This is a genomic window from Streptomyces griseoflavus, from assembly GCF_014649995.1.
Lineage (GTDB): Bacteria > Actinomycetota > Actinomycetes > Streptomycetales > Streptomycetaceae > Streptomyces > Streptomyces griseoflavus.
On record NZ_BMUC01000026.1, the window covers coordinates 16543 to 34834 of the forward strand.

The following is an 18292-nucleotide window of genomic DNA, read 5'->3' on the forward strand; positions in this document are numbered from 1 at the left end:
TTTCATGCCTACTGCGATATAGATCACGATCCTCACGGTCCGGGGCCCAAAGTCCCGGACCGTGGTGTGTACTGGGCCGCATGTCTGAGCACGAGACGAGCCCGCGGACGACAGGCGCCACCGTCCTCACCCTGGTGGCCGTGGCCTGCGCGGCGGGTCTGGCCGACGTCCTGCGGCGCCGGCGCGAGCGCAAGCGTGAACCCGAGCATGTCGAGGAGCCCCGGGCCCACACGCCGCACGGCATCCCGACGATCCCACGGCAGCGGCGCGACGGGCCGGGAGCGGAGGCGGTACGGCTCACCGACGCGGAACGCGACGCCTTCGCCGGTCTGGTACGCAGGTTCGGCGAGCACGGCTGAGCCGCGGGCGGCCCCCGGCCGCCTGCCGGCCCGTCAGGAGACCCGTGCCGCCCGGCGCTCCATGGCGTCGCGCGCCGCGTCCTCGCTGGTGTACACCTCGCACATGTGCCGACCGTCCGGCGTGAGGGTGTGCTCCACCTCCCACAGGGACAGCTCCACGCCGTCACCCAGCAGGAACGCGTGCTCGTAGAGCGAGAAGGGCAACGCCTGCCGCCCGGCGCGGGACGGGCGGCCGAAGGCCTGCGTGATCCGGTGCGCACAGGCCGTGCTGAGCAGTTCCGCCGTCTCGCTGCCCGGCCGGTCCGTGTTCTCCGCCCTGCGCAGTAACCGGCGCGCGTGGTCCGCGGACCCGTCGGGGACGTAGGTCTGCCGCGGCACCGGTGCCGGGGCGGGCAGCACCGTCACCGGAAGCTCGAAGTCCGGGGCGTCCGGGGGCAGGGGGAGCCGGGCCGTGGCCGTGCGCAGTTCCTCCTCGTCCACGTATATCTCGTGCTGCGGCTCGCTGCCCCGCGCGGTGTTGTGGACCAGCTCCCAGAGCGTGAGCGCCGAACCGTCGGCGAGCAGCCAGGTGTGCCGGTACGTCTCCCGGTGGAGTCCCGCGCTGTGGTGCGCGGAGTGCAGTGAACCGTCGTGCGCCAGCGCGCAGTCCAGCCTGCGGACCGTCTCGTCCGGCAACTCGAAGGAGTTCAGGGCGCGGCCGAGGAGTCGCGCGAGGTGCTCCTCCGGAGACTCGGGCGGTTCGGGTGGTTCGTACGCTGCCGTGTCGTACGGAACGCTCAAGGTTTCTCCCGGCGTTGCTGCATGTCACCTCGTGGGTGCATACCGTAGCCCCTCGGCCGGACATCGTGTCCGGCGAACGGGAAAACGTCTGACGCGAAAACGGCCGGGCGGCGCGAGGAATTCCCCCGCCGTCCGGCGGAACGGCAACTCTTCCCGGCCGGCGGGCACTTCGCCGGCCACGGTCATGCGGCCCGCACCGCCCTCCCGCGCGCCGGCACGGTTGCCGCCTGCCCGCGCGCCGGTACGGTCGCCGCCCTTCCGCGCGCGGGCACGGTCCCCGCTCGCCCTGGCCGCGCGCGCCCCGGTACCGCCGCGGCTCATGAGGGGCCGTACAACTCCCCGTAGGACGGCCATGCTCCGCCCGGACCGTCCACCGGCTCGGCGGTACGCACCGCCCGGACGATCGCCCGGGTCACCATGTCCGCGCCCGCGGCGAGCACGTCGTTCAGGGCGAGGGGGTCCGCCGGGTCGAGCGGGCGTCCCCCCGTGGCCAGGGTGAAGACGGTGTCGCCGTCGCTGAGCAGGTGCACCGGCCGTACGGCCCGCGCGATGCCGTCGTGCGCGGTGCCGGCCAGCTTCTGCGCCTGCGCCTTGGACAGAACGGCGTCCGTGGCCACCACCGCCAGCGTGGTGTTCAGCGGGGGAGGGGCGTTGCGTTCCGCCGACTCCGCCAGCCGCCGCAGCGCGGCCTCGTGCACCGCCGCCTCCGGGTAGCGCACCCGGCCCTGGAACAACTCCCCGTACAGCACCCCCGTTTCCGGATCCACCGCCGAACCCGCCGCGTTGGCCACCACCAGCGCGGCCACCGTGATCCCCGACTCCAGCACCGTGCTCGCCGTGCCGATGCCGCCCTTCACCAGGCCGACGACCGCGCCGGTACCGGCGCCCACACAGCCCTGCGGCACCGGCGCGCCCGGCTCGGCGGCGGCCGCGGCCTCGACCGCCGCCCGCCCGGTGGCCGCGTCCGGCCGGGCCCGGAACTCGCCGCCCCGGCCCAGGTCGAACACGCAGGCGGCCGGCACCACCGGGACCACGTGCGCGGGCTCCGGTCCGACGCGCACCCCGCGCCCCCGCTCCTCCAGCCAGGCCATCACCCCGGACGCCGCGTCCAGCCCGTACGCGCTGCCCCCGGTCAGCACGACCGCCTCGGCCTTCTGGACCAGGTTGCGCGGATCGAGCGCGTCGGTCTCCTTGGTGCCGGGCCCGCCGCCGCGCACGTCCACCGCGGCCACGGCCCCGCCCTCGGGCGCGAGCACGACCGTGGTACCGGTGAGCCACCCGTCGCCGGCACGCGTGGCGTGCCCCACGCGCAGACCGGCCACATCCGTCAGAGCATCAGCTGTCATGGGCTCAGTCCTGCCCGGCCGGGCGCGGCCGTACCCTGGACGTATGAGTACCGCCCCCGATCCCCGGCCGCGTGAGCCGAAGCCCGCGCTGGTCTTCGACGACCCGATGGACCAGCAGTCCTCGGACGACACCGACCGCGGGTGGGGTGAGCGCCCGTCCGGCGACAGCGCCGCCGATCTGAAGCGCTTCCTCGACGAGAAGCCGCCCCACCACATCTGACCCGCCGGCCGGCGGAGCCTTCGCCCTATCGCCCGCCCGGGCCCGTGCCGCCCTGCCCGGTGCCGTGCTGCCCCGAGTCGCTCCGTCCCGCGTCCCCGTGGCCCGACTCGCGCTGGGCGACGAGGGTGTCGCGGATCTCCTTGAGCACCTCCAGCTCGGTGATCTCGATGACCTCGTGGGTGCCCTCCTTCGCCTTCCTGCGGGCCTCCACCCGGGCCAGGTACTTCGCCATGGGCAGCACCATCAGGAAGTAGACGACCCCGGCGGTGATCACGAACTGCAGCGTCGAGCCGAGTACGGAGCCCCACAGGATCCTGACGCCGGTCGCGGCGTCCCCGGTGCCCTCGCAGGGGCCCTTCAGGCACGAGCTGTAGCTGTCCAGGTTCTTGGTGCCGAAGGCGCCGACCAGCGGGTTGATGACGCCCTTCACGACGGAGTTGACGATGTTGGTGAAGGCGGCGCCGATGACCACCGCCACGGCCAGATCGACGACGTTGCCCCGCATCAGGAAGGCCTTGAAGCCCTGCAGGACGCTCGTCTTCTCCTGGTCGCTCACTTCGGGGCCTCGTTTCTCGTGCGTGGGTTGCGGACGAAAGCGCTCCGCAACCTACGCCACACCCGTGCCGACCTGTCCAATCGCGGCGAACGGGTGACCGGATCGACCGGATCGACCGGACCGGCGGAATCGTCGGCCCCGGGACGGCACGGTTCACCACATGGTCACCGCCAGTCGTGCCGTGGCGCTCGCGCCGGCCAGGCCGGCCGCCGTGGAACGCGGCACCGACAGCACGACGAGCGCCCCGTCGTCGCCCGTGCCGTCCGCCGGTTCCGGCACCCGCGTGACCCGTGCTCCGCGCGCCACCACCCGGGCCTCGCCGCCGGAGGCCGTCTCCTCGGCGGCGATCACGTCCACCCGGTCGCCCGGCCGCAGCAGCCGGACCGTGGCCGCGTCGGCGATCCGTACCGGCGCCGTCACCGTCGTCCCCGCCCGCCTCGGCCGTACGGGCTGCCGGTCCCCGGGGGACATCGGGGCGGCCTCCGGGGCGGACGGCCCCGCGGGGTGCCCGCGCGACCGGTCCGCCTCCCGCGGTCCCGCCGCCACGAGCGCCGCCGCCGTGACCGCGAGGCCCACCGCCACGGCCCGCCTCCGGTGTCGTACGAGCCGGCCCGGGAGCGGCAGACCGCCGCGCACGCGCACGGGGGCGAAGTGCGGCACCCCGCAGGGGGGAGGAACGTCGGCGCCGGGCGGGCGGGGGACATCGGGGGAGGGGGAAGGGGAGGGCGAGGAGAAGTGGAACGAGGAGGGAGGACGACGGGACACGGCTATCACCACCTGCGACGAGGGACCGGCTTGCGGCTCCCACGATGGGGCCCGCGGCCGCGGCCCGCCGAGCCCTGTGGACGCACCCCGGCCCTGTGGACAACTCCGCCACCCGAACGAAATCCTCCGCCCGCCCCCGAACGGGCGGCACCTCCGCCCATCCCCGAACAGGCACCCTCGCCCGCCCCCACGGGCCCCCCACTCGCCCGGAACAGGCACGCTCGATGGCCCCCCACAGGCACCCACGCCCGCCCCGAGCGGGCACCCTCGCCCGCCGAACCGTTACGGCAGAGCGAACCCCGGGTCCATCCCGCCCAGCGCCGACGCGCACGGGCAGTCCCGTTCACCCGCCGCCGGCAGCGCGGCCACCGCGTCGAAGAGGACACCCCGCAACCGGTCCACGTTGGCGGCGAACACCCGCAGCACCTCGTCGTGGGAGACGCCCTCACCGGTCTCGGCACCGGCGTCCAGGTCGGTCACCAGCGTGAGGGTCGTGTAGCAGAGCTCCAGCTCACGGGCGAGCGCCGCCTCGGGGTGACCGGTCATGCCCACCACCGACCAGCCCTGCGCCCGGTGCCACAGCGACTCGGCGCGGGTGGAGAAACGCGGCCCCTCCACCACGGCCAGCGTGCCGCCGTCCACCGGCTCCCAGTCCCGTCCCCGCGCCGCCTTCAGCGCGGCCGCCCGCCCGACGGGGCAGTAGGGGTCGGCCAGGGACACGTGGACCACGTTCGGCACGGTGCCGTCCGGCAGCGGCAGCCCGTCGAAGAAGGTGTTCACCCGGGACTTCGTCCGGTCGACGAGCTGGTCCGGCACCAGCAGCGTGCCCGGCCCGTACTCGGGCCGCAGCCCGCCCACCGCGCACGGCCCGAGGACCTGGCGTGCGCCGACCGACCGCAGCGCCCACACATTGGCGCGGTAGTTGATGCGGTGCGGCGGCAGATGGTGGCCGCGCCCGTGCCGCGGCAGGAAGGCGACCCGCCGGCCCGCCACCTCCCCGAGGAACAGGGAGTCACTGGGGGCCCCGTACGGGGTGTCCACCCGGACCTCGGTCACGTCGTCGAGGAAGGAGTAGAAGCCGGAGCCGCCGATCACGCCGATCTCGGCCTTCGCCATGTTCGCCATGCCCGCACCCTAGCCGGACCGGGAAACGCCGAGGACCCCGTCGTCGGACGACGACAGGGTCACGCGGAGATGCGGTCCTACGCGGCGGTCGTGCTCGCGGAACCGGCGGAACCGGACGAGCTCGACGAGGACGAGCTCGACGAACCGGCCGAGGCGCTCGAACCCGAACCCGAGTCCGAGGAGGACGACGAGCCGGACGACGAGGACGAGCCGGCGGACTTGGACGCCGGCGAGCTGCTCGACGAGGAGCCGCGGCTGTCGTTGCGGTAGAAGCCGGAGCCCTTGAAGACGATGCCGACGGCCGAGAACACCTTCTTGAGGCGGCCCTGGCAGTTGGGGCACTCGGTCAGCGCGTCGTCGGTGAACTTCTGCACCGCCTCGAGGCCTTCGCCGCACTCGGTGCACTGGTACTGGTAGGTCGGCACTGTCTTCCTCCTGGCACTCTCACTCGATGAGTGCTAACGACGGTCCATAGTGACGTATTCCGTGGGTTCAGTCCACTGCGACGGGCTCGCGGTGACCCACGCCACGCGCGACGGTACGCCCGTGCGGGGCCGTGACCAGCCGCGACCGCAGCGCCAGCAGTGTCGCCAGGGCCAGCACCGTACCGCCCATCGGGACCAGGAATCCGGCGCCGTCCCACAGCCGGTCCTCCAGCTGTCCGGCGACCGTGACGGCCGCCGCCTGGCCGAGCGCGACGGCTCCGGTGAGCCAGGTGAACGCCTCGGTACGGGCTCCGGCCGGGACCAGGTCCTCCACCAGGGTGTAGCCGGTGATCAGTGCGGGCGCGATGCACATGCCGACCAGCAGGCCGAGCCCGGCCAGCAGCAGCACCGAGTGGGCGGTCCACAGGGCGGACGCGGTCAGCGCCAGCGCCGCGTAGGCGAGGACGAGACGGCGTTGCGGGGCGATCTTCCAGGCGATGGCGCCGCAGGCGATGCCGGCGATCATGTTGCCGGTGGCGAAGACGCCGTACAGGACGCCGTTCAGTCCGGGGTTGCCGATTGACTCGGTGTACGCGGCCAGCGAGACCTGCATGCCGCCGAAGACGGACCCGATGCCGAGGAAGGTCACGATCAGCACCCGCACGCCGGGGACGCGCAGCGCGGAGGCGTGCCGCACCCGGGTCTGCCCGGTGCCGGCGACCGGGGGCTGGGTGCCCTTCTGCGCGGCGAACAGCAGACCGCCGACGAGGGTGAGCGCGGCTTCGGTGACCAGGCCGGCGGCCGGGTCGACGGCCGTGCACAGCGCCGTGGCCAGCAGCGGTCCGACGACGAAGGTGAACTCGTCGGTGACGGACTCGAAGGCCGCAGCGGTGGCCATCAGCGGGGAGCCCTTGAGCTTGACGCCCCAGCGGGCGCGCACCATGGGCCCGATCTGCGGCACCGAGGCGCCCGTGGGCACGGCGGCGGCGAACAGGGCCCACAGGGGGGCGCCGGTCAGTGCCAGCGTGGTGAGGGCGGTGCCGGACACCGTGTGCACGAGGACACCGGGCACCAGGACGGCCCGCTGCCCGTAGCGGTCGGCGAGGCGGCCGCTGTAGGGCGCGAAGAGGGCCATGGCGACCCCGGTGACGGCGGCGACGGCGCCGGCCGCCCCGTAGGAGCCGGTGGTGTGCTGCACCAGCAGCACGATGGAGAGGGTGAGCATGGCGAACGGCTGGCGGGCCGCGAAGCCGGGGAGCAGGAACGTCCACGCGCCGCGCGTGCGCAGCAGCCGGCCGTATCCCGGGCGGGAGGCGGACGGGTCCGGAGACGTGGTGACCGTGGATGCCACGGCCCGTGCCTTTCTGCCACCTGGTAGCGCCCCGCGCGCGCGGGGCGTGCGGGAGCGCCGAGAGCTGTCCTCTTGCGCTGACTGCGGTAGATACCGGCGCCACAGCTCAGGGCGTCCCGGCCGCCATACGGTCGCGCCAGCTCTGCGTCAGGCAGAGTTGGTTCGATCTGGGGTCGTGTGCATAGTACAGGGGCCCGCCGGCCGGTCCGGGTGTGAAAAGGGGCACCCCGCCTGCGGTGACGGGTGTTCCCGGCGGCTGCGGGAGCCGTCCGGTCAGTGTTCCGCCCGCGAACCGTCCGTGCCCAGCCAGTCGGCCAGCTTCCCGCCCCGGCCGACCGCGCGCAGGCGCCGTTCGGCGGCGTCCCGTACCGGGTCCGTGGCGACGACGAGCAGTTCGTCCCCGCGCCGCAGCACCGTCGACGGCAGCGGGACGAAGGACGTCTCCTCGCGCACGACGAGGGTGACGGCGGCGCCGGCCGGCAGCCGCAGTTCGCCGACCTCCACACCGTGCATCCGCGACCCGTCGGGGATGGCGACCGACAGCAGGTGTCCGCGCAGCCGCTCCAGGGGCGCGGACTCGATGCCGAGGTCGGCGGCACCGGAGTCCTCGCCCAGCCGCAGCTTCCGGGCCAGCCAGGGCAGCGTCGGGCCCTGGACGAGGGTGTAGACGACGACCAGGACGAAGACGATGTTGAAGATCCGCTCGCTCCCGTCGACGCCCTGCACCATCGGGATCGTCGCCAGGATGATGGGCACGGCGCCGCGCAGTCCCGCCCACGACATCAGAGTCTGTTCCTGCCAGGGCACCCGGAACGGCAGCAGGCACACCACGACGCTCAGCGGGCGGGCCAGCAGGGTGAGGGCGAGCCCGATGAGCAGCGCGGGCACGATGTCGTCGCCGAGTTCGTGCGGGGTGACCAGCAGGCCGAGCAGGACGAACATGCCGATCTGGGCGATCCAGCCGAGCCCTTCGGCGAACCCGCGGGTGGCGGGCCAGTGCGGCAGGCGGGCGTTGCCCAGCACCATCGAGGCGAGGTAGACGGCGAGGAAGCCGCTGCCGTGGGCGGTGGCGCCCACCGCGTAGGCGGCGACGGCGATGGCCATGACGGCGATCGGGTAGAGACCGGAGGCGGGCAGCGCCACGTGCCGCAGTCCCCAGGCGCCGAGCCAGCCCACCGCGAGGCCGATGGCGGCGCCGATGGCCAGTTCCAGCGCGATCTCGCCGATCAGTACGTACCAGTGCTCGACCGGTCCGGCCGCCGAGAAGGCGACGACCAGGATGACGACGGGGGCGTCGTTGAAGCCGGACTCCGCCTCCAGGGTGCCCGTCACCCGGGAGGGCAGGGGGATTCTCCGCAGCACCGAGAAGACGGCCGCCGCGTCGGTCGAGGAGACCACCGCCCCGATGATGAGCGCCTGCCGCCACTCCAGCCCGACGACGTAGTGCGCCGCCGACGCGGTGACCCCGACGCTCACCGCGACGCCGGCCAGGGCGAGCGCGGTGGCCGCGGGCAGGGCCGGCTTCGCCTCGCTCCACTTGGTGCCGAGGCCGCCCTCGGCCAGGATCACGACCAGCGCCGCGTATCCGATGACCTGGGTCAGTTCGGCGTTGTCGTAGGGGATGTCGCCGATGCCGTCCTGGCCGATGGCGACGCCTATGCCCAGATAGACGAGCAGGCTGGGGAGTCCGCTGCGCGAGGAGATCCGGACCGCGACGACGGCCACGAGCAGCACGACCGAGGAGACGAGCAGCAGCTGGTTGAGGTGGTGGACAGTCAGCGGCCGTTCCCTTCCCTCACTCCGGCGCGTGCGCGCGGGAGCTCACGTACATCGCGTGCGATCCACCGCCACGGCGGCAAACTACTTCGTTACCTTACCTAACTCTTGACGCGTTCTTGACGCGGTTCACGGCATGATCGAACGCCCGTCCGGGCTGGTTCCCGACTCCGCGTCAAGGGGCGCGGGGCCCTGCGCCTATCGTTGCTCCAGCGCTCAGTTAAAAGCACAGCCCCGACCTGCCGCTCGCGTTAGGACAGCAAGGACAGCGATGCCCACCGACACCACCGCCTCCACGGGTCAGCAGCCCGGCAAGTCCGGCAGGAAAAGAGGGCGCAAAGCGCGTCTGTTCGTGCTCGTCCTGGTGCTGGCCCTGATCGGCGGTGTCGCCTACGGGGGATACTGGTCGGTCAGCACCGTGCGTGCCTCCTTCCCGCAGACCGAGGGCTCGATCACGCTCAAGGGCCTGTCGGGGAACGTCGACGTCAAACGCGACGGCCACGGCATCCCGCAGATCTACGCCTCCTCCGACGAGGACCTGTTCATGGCCCAGGGCTACGTCCAGGCGCAGGACCGGTTCTACGAGATGGACGTGCGGCGGCACATGACCGCCGGGCGCCTGTCGGAGATGTTCGGCGCGGGCCAGGTCGACAACGACGCGTTCCTGCGCACCCTCGGCTGGGAGCGCGTCGCCCAGGAGGAGTACGACAAGAAGCTCTCCCCCGCCACGAAGAAGTACCTCCAGGCGTACGCCAAGGGCGTCAACGCCTACCTGGAGGGCAAGGAGGGCAAGGAGATCTCGCTGGAGTACGCGGCGCTGGGCTTCGAGAACGACTACGCGCCGGGGGAGTGGACCCCGGTCGACTCCGTGGCCTGGCTGAAGGCGATGGCCTGGGACCTGCGCGGCAACATGCAGGACGAGATCGACCGCGCGCTGATGACCAGCCGTCTCGGCCCGAAGCAGATCGCCGACCTGTACCCGGCGTACCCGTACGACCGGAACAAGCCGGTGGTCCGGGAGGGCCGGTACGACGAGCTCACCGAGGCCTACGAGGCGAGCGGCTCCGGCGACGGTGACGGGACCGGGACGGGCGACGGGACCGGGACCGGGACGGGCGACGGGACCGGGACGGGCGCGGGGGGCGGCGACGGGACCGGCACGGGCGTCGGCACCGGCACGGGATCCGGCACCGGCACCGAGGGATCGGGCGTCGAGGGCCAGCTGGCGGGCCTGCAGCAGGTCCTCCAGGACCTCCCCACCGCCGTCGGCGTCAACGGTGACGGCATCGGCTCCAACTCCTGGGTCGTCTCCGGCGACCACACCATCACCGGTGAGCCGCTGCTCGCCAACGACCCGCACCTGTCGGCCTCGCTGCCGTCCGTCTGGTACCAGATGGGCCTGCACTGCCGCAGCGTCTCGGAGAAGTGCCGGTACGACGTCACCGGCTACACCTTCGCCGGCATGCCCGGCGTGATAATCGGCCACAACCAGGACATCGCCTGGGGCCTGACCAACTCCGGCGTGGACGTCACCGACCTCTACCTGGAGAAGATCACCGGCGACGGCTACCAGTACGGCGACAAGGTGGTGCCGTTCGAGACCCGCGAGGAGACCATCAAGGTCGCCGGCGGCGCCTCGCGCAAGATCGTGGTCCGCCGGACCAACAACGGCCCGCTGCTGTCCGACCGTTCCGACGAGCTGGTGAGGACCGGCAAGAAGGCCACCGTCAACAGCGAGGCCCCCGACCGGGGCGACGGCTACGGCGTCGCGCTGCGCTGGACCGCGCTGGACCCGGGCCGCACCATGGACTCCGTCTTCGCCATCAACCGCGCGAAGGACTGGGACGACTTCCGCGAGGCGGCCACGCTGTTCGAGGTGCCCTCGCAGAACCTCGTCTACGCGGACACCGAGGGCCACATCGGCTACACGCTGCCCGGCAAGATCCCCACCCGCGCGAAGAAGCACGACGGCGCCGTCCCCGCCCTCGGCTGGGACCCCGGCTACCAGTGGACCGGCTGGATCGAGCAGGACGAGCTGCCCTACGAGTTCGACCCCGAGCGCGGCTACATCGTCACCGCCAACCAGGCCGTCGTCGGCGAGGACTACCCGTACACGCTGACCACGGACTGGGGTTACGGCGCCCGCAGCCGGCAGATCACCGATCTGATCCAGTCGAAGATCAAGGGTGGTGGCAAGCTCTCCACCGACGACATGCGGCAGATGCAGCTCGACAACTCCAGCTCCATCGCCAAGCTGCTGGTGCCCGAACTGCTCAAGATCGACACCGGTGACCCGGACGTGCGTGAGGCGCAGAAGCTGCTGGAGGGCTGGGACTACACCCAGGACGCCGACTCGGCGGCCGCCGCCTACTTCAACTCCGTGTGGCGCAACATCCTCAAGCTCGCCTTCGGCCACAAGCTGCCCAAGGAACTGCGCGTCGAGGGCCAGTGCCTGTGGGTCGACCCGGTCAACCCCACCGGACCCGCCGACGAGGTGAGCAAGGTCCGCGAGTGCGGGCAGCGCGCCGCCGACCAGGCGCAGCCGGACGGCGGCGACCGCTGGTTCGAGGTGGTGCGCACGCTGATGGAGGACGAGGACAGCGAGTGGTGGACGACGCCCAAGAGGGGCACCCGGCCCGCCGCCGACAACCGTGACGACCTGTTCAAGCGGGCGATGATCGACGCCCGCTGGGAGCTGACCGCCAAGCTCGGCAAGGACATCGACAGCTGGAGCTGGGGACGGCTGCACCGCCTGTTCCTGAAGAACCAGACGCTCGGCACCGAGGGGCCCGGCTTCCTGCAGTACGCCCTCAACCGCGGCCCGTGGAAGCTCGGCGGCGGAGAGGCCACGGTCAACGCGACCGGCTGGAACGCGGCCGGCGGCTACGAGGTCGTGTGGGTGCCGTCCATGCGGATGGTGGTCAACCTCGCCGACCTCGACAAGTCGCGCTACATCAACCTCACCGGCGCCTCCGGACACGCCTATAGCTCGCACTACGTCGACCAGACGGACAAGTGGGCGAACGGCGAGCTGCTGGAGTGGCCGTTCACCAAGGAGGCGGTCGACAAGAGCACGGAGGACACGCTGCTGCTCAAGCCCTGACCCCGGGCGGACCCGCCACCGACATCGGCCTCCACGCGTGCGTGGAGGCCGATGCGCGTGTCCGGACCTCCGGTCAGGGGCCCGCCTCGCCGGACGGCCGGTCGAACCGCCGCACCCCGGACGGTGTCACCACCGCGTGCACCGGCCGGTCGTGCGGCTCCACCGGGACCCGCCCGACGACCTCGGAGCCGTACAGCAGCACCACCAGCGCCGGGCGCGCGCCCGCGCGGTGCAGCCGCGCGAGGACCCGGTCGTACGAGCCGCCGCCGCGTCCCAGCCGCATCCCGCGCGCGTCGACGGCCAGCCCGGGCAGCAGGACGGCGTCCGCCTCGGTCACGGCGTCCGGACCGAGGCGTTCCCCGGCCGGCTCCAGCAGGGTCATGCGTCCGCCGCGCCGCACCCGGGCGAGTGAGCCCACACCCGTGTACGCCCCCCAGTCGAGGTCGTTGTCCGGCAGCAGCACGGGCAGCAGCACGCGTACGCCCCCGGCGCGCAGCGCGTCCAGCAGCGCGAGCGTGCCGGGTTCGCTCCCCACGGAGACGTACGCCGCCACCGTGCGCGCGTGAGCGAGTTCGGGCAGCGAGAGGGCCTGCCGGGCCAGCTCGGCCGCGTTCCTCCGCACGTCATCCGCCGTCAACCCGTCCCTCGCCCGGAGGATTTCGCGTCGCAGTGTCCGCTTGTCAGACTCGTCCTCGCGATCGTTGTGTCTCAAGTCTGTACCCGTACCGTTCTAATATGCTCATATGAGCGGTAATTAACCGGAGCCGCAGATTCCCTGCCAACGCACCGGATATGGTGTCCGGCATGTCACAGTCACACCCTCGGATCAGCAAGGCTGTCATCCCCGCTGCGGGTCTCGGCACGCGGTTCCTGCCGGCCACCAAGGCCACTCCCAAGGAAATGCTGCCGGTCGTCGACAAGCCGGCGATCCAGTACGTGGTCGAAGAGGCCGTCGCCGCCGGTCTGGACGACGTCCTCATGGTCACGGGCCGCAACAAGCGCCCGCTGGAGGACCATTTCGACCGCAACTACGAACTGGAATCCGCCCTTCAGAAGAAGGGCGACGCCGACCGCCTTGCCAAGGTCCAGGAGTCCAGTGACCTGGCCACCATGCACTACGTCCGCCAGGGCGACCCCAAGGGCCTCGGCCACGCCGTCCTGTGCGCCGCCCCGCACGTCGGCGACGAGCCCTTCGCCGTCCTCCTCGGCGACGACCTGATCGACCCGCGCGACCTCCTGCTCCAGCGCATGATCGACGTCCAGCAGCAGTACGGCGGCAGCGTCATCGCGCTGATGGAGGTGGCCCCCGAGCAGATCCACCTCTACGGCTCCGCCGCCGTCGAGGCCACCGCGGACTCCGACGTCGTGCGGATCAGCGGCCTGGTCGAGAAGCCCGCCCCCGAGGACGCGCCCTCCAACTACGCCATCATCGGCCGCTACGTCCTCGACCCGGCCGTCTTCGGCATACTGCGCACGACCGAGCCCGGCCGCGGCGGGGAGATCCAGCTCACCGACGCCCTCCAGCAGCTCGCGCAGGACGAGAAGGCCGGCGGCCCGGTGCACGGCGTCGTCTTCAAGGGCCGCCGCTATGACACCGGCGACCGCGGCGACTACCTCCGTGCCATCGTCCGGCTCGCGTGCGAACGTGAGGACCTGGGACCGGACTTCCGGAACTGGCTCCGCCGTTATGTCACCGAGGAGATGCAGCAACGTTGAGCACCGCCGCGCCCCGCACCGCAGGACCGGACCACCTCTGGTCGGTGGACGAGCACCTGGACGACATCCTCGCGACCGTCCGGCCCCTCGAACCGATCGAGCTGCAGCTCCTCGACGCCCAGGGCTGCGTCCTGGTCGAGGACATCACGGTGCCGGTGTCGCTGCCCCCGTTCGACAACAGCTCCATGGACGGGTACGCGGTGCGGGTCGCGGACATCGCGGGCGCGAGCGAGCGGTACCCGGCGGCCCTCGAGGTGATCGGGGACGTCGCCGCCGGCCAGGCCGACCTCCTCCACGTCGGCCCCGGCCAGGCCGCCCGCATCATGACCGGCGCCCCGCTGCCGCCCGGCGCCGAGACCGTCGTCCCCGTCGAGTGGACCGACGGCGGCCTCGGCGAGGGCCCGGCGACCGGCATGCGCGCCCGCAGCCTGGCCCCCGAGGGCGCCACCGGCCAGGTCTGCGTCCACCGCCCCGCCGCGGCACGCGCGCACGTGCGCGCCCAGGGCAGCGACGTCCGGGCCGGCGACCGCGCCCTGGACGCCGGCACCGTCCTCGGCCCCCCGCAGATCTCCCTCCTGGCCGCCATCGGCCGCGGCACGGTCCGGGTCCGCCCCCGCCCGCGCGTGGTGGTGCTCTCCACCGGCAGCGAACTCGTCCAGCCCGACGAGCAACTCGGCGCCGGTCAGATCTACGACTCCAACAGCTTCGCCCTCACCGCCGCCGCGCGGGACGCCGGCGCGATCGCCTACCGGGTGGGCGCCGTCGCCGACGACGCCGCCACCCTGCGGGACACCATCGACGACCAGCTGGTCCGCGCCGACCTGATGGTCACCACCGGCGGCGTGAGCGTCGGCGCGTACGACGTCGTCAAGGAGGCGCTGTCCTACGCGGCGGACGAGGACGAGCCCGGCAGCGGCGTCGACTTCCGCAGACTCGCCATGCAGCCGGGCAAACCCCAGGGCTTCGGCTCCATCGGACCCGACCACACCCCGCTGCTCGCCCTCCCCGGCAACCCGGTCTCCTCGTACGTCTCCTTCGAGCTGTTCGTCCGCCCCGCCATCCGCACCCTGATGGGCCTCACCGACGTCCACCGGCCCAGGACCCGCGCGAAACTCGTCACGGCCCGGGCCCTCACCTCGCCCGCGGGCCGCCGCCAGTTCCTGCGCGGCCGGTACGCCGACGGCACGGTCACGCCCGTCGGCGGCGCCGGCTCCCACCTCGTCGCCGCCCTCGCCCAGGCGAACGCGCTGATCGTCGTCCCCGAGGACGTCGAGTCCCTCGCCCCGGGCGCCGAGGCCGAAGTGGTCCTGCTCGGCTGACCGAGGCCGGTTGGCGGTACCGTGTCGCGCACAGCAGGCCCGAGCGCCGCACCGCGCCGGGCCAGGACCGGGAGCGCCACACGATCATGACCGTGCCATCCCGGGGGGCGACCCCCGGATCCTCCGAACCCGCCGCACCCCCCGGACCCTCCGGAACCGCGGAGCCGTCCCGTCTGACCCACATCGACGCGGCGGGCGCCGCCCGGATGGTCGACGTGTCCGCCAAGGACGTCACCGCGCGCACCGCACGGGCCACCGGCCGCGTCCTCGTCTCCCCGCGCGTGATCGAACTGCTGCGCGGCGAGGGCGTCCCCAAGGGCGACGCGCTCGCCACCGCCCGCATCGCGGGCATCATGGGCGCCAAACGCACCCCCGACCTGATCCCGCTGTGCCACCCCTTGTCGGTGTCCGGTGTGAAACTGGACCTGTCGGTCGCGGACGACGCCGTGGAGATCGCGGCGACCGTGAAGACGACGGACCGCACGGGTGTGGAGATGGAGGCGCTCACCGCGGTGTCGGTCGCCGCCCTCACCGTGATCGACATGGTCAAGGCGGTCGACAAGGAGGCGGTCATCACGGACGTACGGGTGGAGGAGAAGACGGGCGGCAAGTCGGGCGACTGGAGCCGGTCATGACACCCGACGCGTCGGCCGGCGGCGCGCTGCCCGCGCCGTACAGCGCGCTGGTGGTCACGGCCTCCAACCGGGCCGCCGCCGGCGTCTACGAGGACAAGGGCGGCCCGTTGATCGCGGAGGGCCTGCGCCGCTTCGGCTTCACCGTCGACGGCCCCCAGGTCGTCCCCGACGGCGACCCCGTGGAGGCCGCCCTGCGCGCGGGCGTCGACGCGGGTTACGACGTCGTCGTCACCACCGGCGGCACCGGTGTCTCGCCCACCGACCGCACCCCCGAGGCGACCCGCCGGGTGATCGACCACGAGGTCCCCGGCATCGCGGAGGCCATCCGCGCGTACGGCCGGGACAAGGTGCCCACGGCCGCCCTCTCCCGGGGCCTCGCCGGAGTCGCCGGTGGAACCCTGATCGTCAACCTGCCCGGCTCCAGCGGCGGAGTGAAGGACGGGCTCGCCGTCCTCGAACCGCTGCTGAGGCACGCCGTGGACCAGCTGCGCGGCGGGGACCACCCCCGGCCGGACACCAGTGGCGGGGGTGCGAGCTGAACAGCCCACACTGGCCCGTGGAACTGGTGGACGGCGACATCGTCCTCCGGCCGATCAAACTGCGCGACCAGAAGGCCTGGCGCGAGGTCAACCGGCGCAACCGCGACTGGCTGCGGCCCTGGGAGGCGACCATCCCGCCGCCCACCCCCAGCGGCCCCGTCACCCACCGCCCCACCTACCGTCAGATGGTGCGCCACCTGCGCTCGGAGGCGAACGCCGGCCGGATGCTCCCCTTCGTCATCGAGTACCAGGGGCGCCTGGTCGGGCAGCTGACGGTCGCCGGGATCACCTGGGGCTCGATGTGCTCGGGCCACGTCGGCTACTGGGTGGACGAGTCGGTGGCCGGACGCGGAGTGGTGCCGACGGCCGTGGCGATGGTCGTGGACCACTGTTTCCGCACGGTCGGACTGCACCGCGTCGAGGTGTGCATTCGACCGGAGAACGGGCCGAGCCGCAGGGTCGTGGAGAAACTCGGATTCCGCGAGGAGGGGCTGCGCCCGCGCTATCTCCACATTGACGGGGCCTGGCGCGACCATCTCGTCTTCGCGCTCACGGCGGAGGAAGTCTCCGACGGTCTGCTCGCCCGATGGCGCCGGGCGCGCTCCCGGGAGCGCTCGGGCCACGAGCTGCCCGGACACGAACGGCGCAACCGGGGAATCCCGCACGGACCGGGGAATTGAATAAACGTTCGAATTTGATCCCGGATCGACGTCTCGGGGCGTGGAATTTCCCGGTTCGAGCGGCCGTCTGATCGATGCCTGATCGAGCCGGTCACAAGAAAAGTTCGAAATATCAGCCAGATCGTGCGACACACCGGCCCAATTGGCGGATGGCCCCGTCCAAACCCCTCTACCGTGTGAGGCGTGAGCAGCAGCGGCCTCATCTACGCAGTCATTGTCGGGGCCTGGGCCGCCTACTTGGTGCCGATGTGGCTCCGTAGGCAGGACGAGCTGAACGAGGCCCGTCCGACGGAACGCTTCAGCACCGCCATCCGATTGCTGTCCGGACGGGCGGGCATGGAGCGCCGGTACGCCAAGGACCTGCGGGCGCGCACCTCCGACGAGGGGGAGCAGGGCGTCCACGACCCGGATGCGATCACCGACTCGGTGGACGTCCGGGCCTTCGCCGTGTCCCAGACCCGTCCGCAGACCCAGGCGCCCGTCCCGTCAATCCCCGAGGAGCGGCCGGAACCGGCGGCTGCCGACCGTCCGGCACGCCCTCCGCGCGACCGCGCGGACCGGCCCGCGGCCGAACCGGCACCGGGGGGTGTCCCGGCCGCCCGCCGGGCGGCGGACATCCGGCGCGAGCGGGCGGCGCAGGCCGCGGCGGCCCGCGCCCGGCGCACGCAGGCACTCGCCCGCCGCCGGCGCACCACCACGCTCCTCTTCGTCGCCTTCACCGTCGGCGCGGTCGTCGCGGCCGTCGGCGGACTGGCCTTCCTCTGGGCACCCGGTGTGCCGGCCGTCCTGCTGAGCTCCTACATCGCCTACCTCCGCTCCCAGGAGCGCCGCCGCTTCGCCTACCAGATGGACCGCCGCCAGGCCGAGGTCGCGGCACAGCGGCTGCGCGAGCGCCAGCCGCGCCGCCGCCCGTCCGTCACCGACGCCGACCCCGACGAACCGGAGGGGCCGGAAGCGGGAGTCGACACCGACCCGGGCCTCACCGCGCTGGCCGCGGACCGGCGCGCGCTCGTCGAGCAGACCGACCACGCCGAGTGGGTCGACCAGCAGCGCGAGCGGCAGCGGCGCCCCGGCCAGGGCGGCGACAGCTGGGACCCCGTCCCCGTACCGCTCCCCACGTACGTCACGGCCCCGGTCGCCCCGCGCGCCGCCGGCGACGTGGACCTCGGCGCACCGGACACCTGGAGCGCGGCCCGCTCCAGCGCGGTACCGGCCGACGAGGCGGCCCCGGCGCCGGAGCCGGACGAGCCCGGCCCCGACGCCGGCGACCGCAGCGACGCCCGCCGCGCCGCCTCCGCCCGCCGCTCCCGCGAACGCGGGCGCACCCCCCTCTTCGACCAGTACGAGGACGGCGACCGCCCGAAGGCCGCCAACGAGTAGCACCCGGCCAACGGATTTCCGAGCACCCCGATCGGGATGCTAAAGTTTCACTCGTTGCAAGGGCCTGTGGCGCAGTCCGGTAGCGCACCTCGTTCGCATCGAGGGGGCCAGGGGTTCAAATCCCCTCAGGTCCACTGCAGGGGCCGTTCACGGGTTCACCCCGGAACGGTTCACGAGATCCCGGTCAGACGGTCACCGTCTGACCGGGATCTCGTCG

Annotated in this window: 18 protein-coding genes and 1 tRNA gene; 10 read left to right on the plus strand and 9 right to left on the minus strand. The window is 72.8% G+C overall.

Annotated elements, in window-relative coordinates:
• Positions 1-80: 80 nt before the first annotated feature.
• Positions 81-359, plus strand: a complete 279-nt coding sequence (locus IE172_RS33090; protein ID WP_190101063.1) for a hypothetical protein — start codon at positions 81-83, stop codon at positions 357-359.
• 33 nt (positions 360-392) lie between these two features.
• Here IE172_RS33090 and IE172_RS33095 read toward each other — a convergent pair whose 3' ends face one another.
• Entirely contained in the window at positions 393-1139 is a 747-nt protein-coding gene (locus IE172_RS33095; RefSeq protein ID WP_190101064.1) for a DUF6227 family protein, read from the minus strand.
• A gap of 317 nt (positions 1140-1456) precedes the next feature.
• Positions 1457-2485 carry a P1 family peptidase gene (locus IE172_RS33100; protein ID WP_190101065.1) on the minus strand — a complete coding sequence of 343 codons (1029 nt, stop codon included), beginning with the start codon at positions 2483-2485 and terminating at the stop codon, positions 1457-1459.
• A 43-nt stretch (positions 2486-2528) separates the two neighbouring features.
• On the opposite strand from IE172_RS33100, the gene IE172_RS33105 reads away from it, so the two are divergent.
• Positions 2529-2705, plus strand: a complete 177-nt coding sequence (locus IE172_RS33105; protein ID WP_190101066.1) for a hypothetical protein — start codon at positions 2529-2531, stop codon at positions 2703-2705.
• Positions 2706-2730: 25 nt separating this feature from the next.
• Here the strand turns inward: IE172_RS33105 and mscL are convergent, their stop codons facing one another.
• From mscL to IE172_RS33135, 6 genes are all read right to left on the minus strand, one after another.
• Positions 2731-3261, minus strand: a complete 531-nt coding sequence (mscL, locus tag IE172_RS33110; protein WP_190101067.1) for a large conductance mechanosensitive channel protein MscL — start codon at positions 3259-3261, stop codon at positions 2731-2733.
• A 153-nt stretch (positions 3262-3414) separates the two neighbouring features.
• Entirely contained in the window at positions 3415-3921 is a 507-nt protein-coding gene (locus tag IE172_RS33115) for a hypothetical protein (protein ID WP_190101078.1), read from the minus strand.
• A gap of 387 nt (positions 3922-4308) precedes the next feature.
• On the minus strand, positions 4309-5151 hold the full coding sequence (locus IE172_RS33120) for an S-methyl-5'-thioadenosine phosphorylase (RefSeq protein ID WP_190101068.1): 843 nt from the start codon (positions 5149-5151) through the stop codon (positions 4309-4311).
• Between the two features lie 77 nt (positions 5152-5228).
• Positions 5229-5576, minus strand: a complete 348-nt coding sequence (locus IE172_RS33125; protein ID WP_190101069.1) for an FmdB family zinc ribbon protein — start codon at positions 5574-5576, stop codon at positions 5229-5231.
• A gap of 67 nt (positions 5577-5643) precedes the next feature.
• On the minus strand, positions 5644-6927 hold the full coding sequence (locus IE172_RS33130) for an MFS transporter (RefSeq protein ID WP_190101070.1): 1284 nt from the start codon (positions 6925-6927) through the stop codon (positions 5644-5646).
• Positions 6928-7200: 273 nt separating this feature from the next.
• Positions 7201-8706 carry a potassium/proton antiporter gene (locus IE172_RS33135; protein ID WP_190101079.1) on the minus strand — a complete coding sequence of 502 codons (1506 nt, stop codon included), beginning with the start codon at positions 8704-8706 and terminating at the stop codon, positions 7201-7203.
• 268 nt (positions 8707-8974) lie between these two features.
• On the opposite strand from IE172_RS33135, the gene IE172_RS33140 reads away from it, so the two are divergent.
• Positions 8975-11806, plus strand: a complete 2832-nt coding sequence (locus IE172_RS33140) for a penicillin acylase family protein (RefSeq protein ID WP_190101071.1) — start codon at positions 8975-8977, stop codon at positions 11804-11806.
• Positions 11807-11879: 73 nt separating this feature from the next.
• Here the strand turns inward: IE172_RS33140 and IE172_RS33145 are convergent, their stop codons facing one another.
• Positions 11880-12518 carry a 5-formyltetrahydrofolate cyclo-ligase gene (locus IE172_RS33145; protein WP_190101072.1) on the minus strand — a complete coding sequence of 213 codons (639 nt, stop codon included), beginning with the start codon at positions 12516-12518 and terminating at the stop codon, positions 11880-11882.
• A gap of 92 nt (positions 12519-12610) precedes the next feature.
• Here IE172_RS33145 and galU point away from each other — a divergent pair, with 92 nt between their 5' ends.
• The 7 genes from galU to IE172_RS33180 all read left to right on the plus strand — a co-directional run bounded on the left by galU (position 12611) and on the right by IE172_RS33180 (position 18209).
• Positions 12611-13522, plus strand: coding sequence for a UTP--glucose-1-phosphate uridylyltransferase GalU (galU, locus tag IE172_RS33150; protein WP_190101073.1), 912 nt, complete (start codon positions 12611-12613; stop codon positions 13520-13522).
• Positions 13519-14841: a molybdotransferase-like divisome protein Glp gene (gene glp, locus IE172_RS33155; protein WP_190101074.1), complete on the plus strand. Its 1323-nt coding sequence runs from the start codon at positions 13519-13521 to the stop codon at positions 14839-14841. Before galU ends, glp begins: the two co-directional genes overlap by 4 nt.
• 86 nt (positions 14842-14927) lie before the next feature.
• Positions 14928-15476 carry a cyclic pyranopterin monophosphate synthase MoaC gene (gene moaC / locus IE172_RS33160; RefSeq protein WP_190101075.1) on the plus strand — a complete coding sequence of 183 codons (549 nt, stop codon included), beginning with the start codon at positions 14928-14930 and terminating at the stop codon, positions 15474-15476.
• The gene (locus IE172_RS33165) at positions 15473-16015 is read left to right on the plus strand and encodes a MogA/MoaB family molybdenum cofactor biosynthesis protein (protein ID WP_190101076.1); all 543 of its coding nucleotides are present in this window, start codon (positions 15473-15475) and stop codon (positions 16013-16015) included. The genes moaC and IE172_RS33165 overlap by 4 nt, the downstream gene beginning before the upstream one ends.
• Before the next feature lie 26 nt (positions 16016-16041).
• Entirely contained in the window at positions 16042-16695 is a 654-nt protein-coding gene (locus IE172_RS33170; protein WP_190101080.1) for a GNAT family N-acetyltransferase, read from the plus strand.
• Positions 16696-16878: 183 nt separating this feature from the next.
• Positions 16879-18075: a divisome protein SepX/GlpR gene (sepX, locus tag IE172_RS33175; RefSeq protein ID WP_190101077.1), complete on the plus strand. Its 1197-nt coding sequence runs from the start codon at positions 16879-16881 to the stop codon at positions 18073-18075.
• Between the two features lie 60 nt (positions 18076-18135).
• A tRNA-Ala gene (locus IE172_RS33180) sits at positions 18136-18209 on the plus strand.
• The last annotated feature ends 83 nt before the right edge of the window (positions 18210-18292 follow it).

Coding starts and splice junctions, on each gene's coding strand:
- IE172_RS33090 (WP_190101063.1), top strand. CDS start 81: ATGTCTGAGCACGAGACGAGCCCGCGGACGACAGGCGCCACCGTCCTC.
- IE172_RS33100 (WP_190101065.1), bottom strand. CDS start 2,485: ATGACAGCTGATGCTCTGACGGATGTGGCCGGTCTGCGCGTGGGGCAC.
- IE172_RS33105 (WP_190101066.1), top strand. CDS start 2,529: ATGAGTACCGCCCCCGATCCCCGGCCGCGTGAGCCGAAGCCCGCGCTG.
- IE172_RS33120 (WP_190101068.1), bottom strand. CDS start 5,151: ATGGCGAACATGGCGAAGGCCGAGATCGGCGTGATCGGCGGCTCCGGC.
- IE172_RS33140 (WP_190101071.1), top strand. CDS start 8,975: ATGCCCACCGACACCACCGCCTCCACGGGTCAGCAGCCCGGCAAGTCC.
- galU (WP_190101073.1), top strand. CDS start 12,611: ATGTCACAGTCACACCCTCGGATCAGCAAGGCTGTCATCCCCGCTGCG.
- moaC (WP_190101075.1), top strand. CDS start 14,928: ATGACCGTGCCATCCCGGGGGGCGACCCCCGGATCCTCCGAACCCGCC.
- IE172_RS33165 (WP_190101076.1), top strand. CDS start 15,473: ATGACACCCGACGCGTCGGCCGGCGGCGCGCTGCCCGCGCCGTACAGC.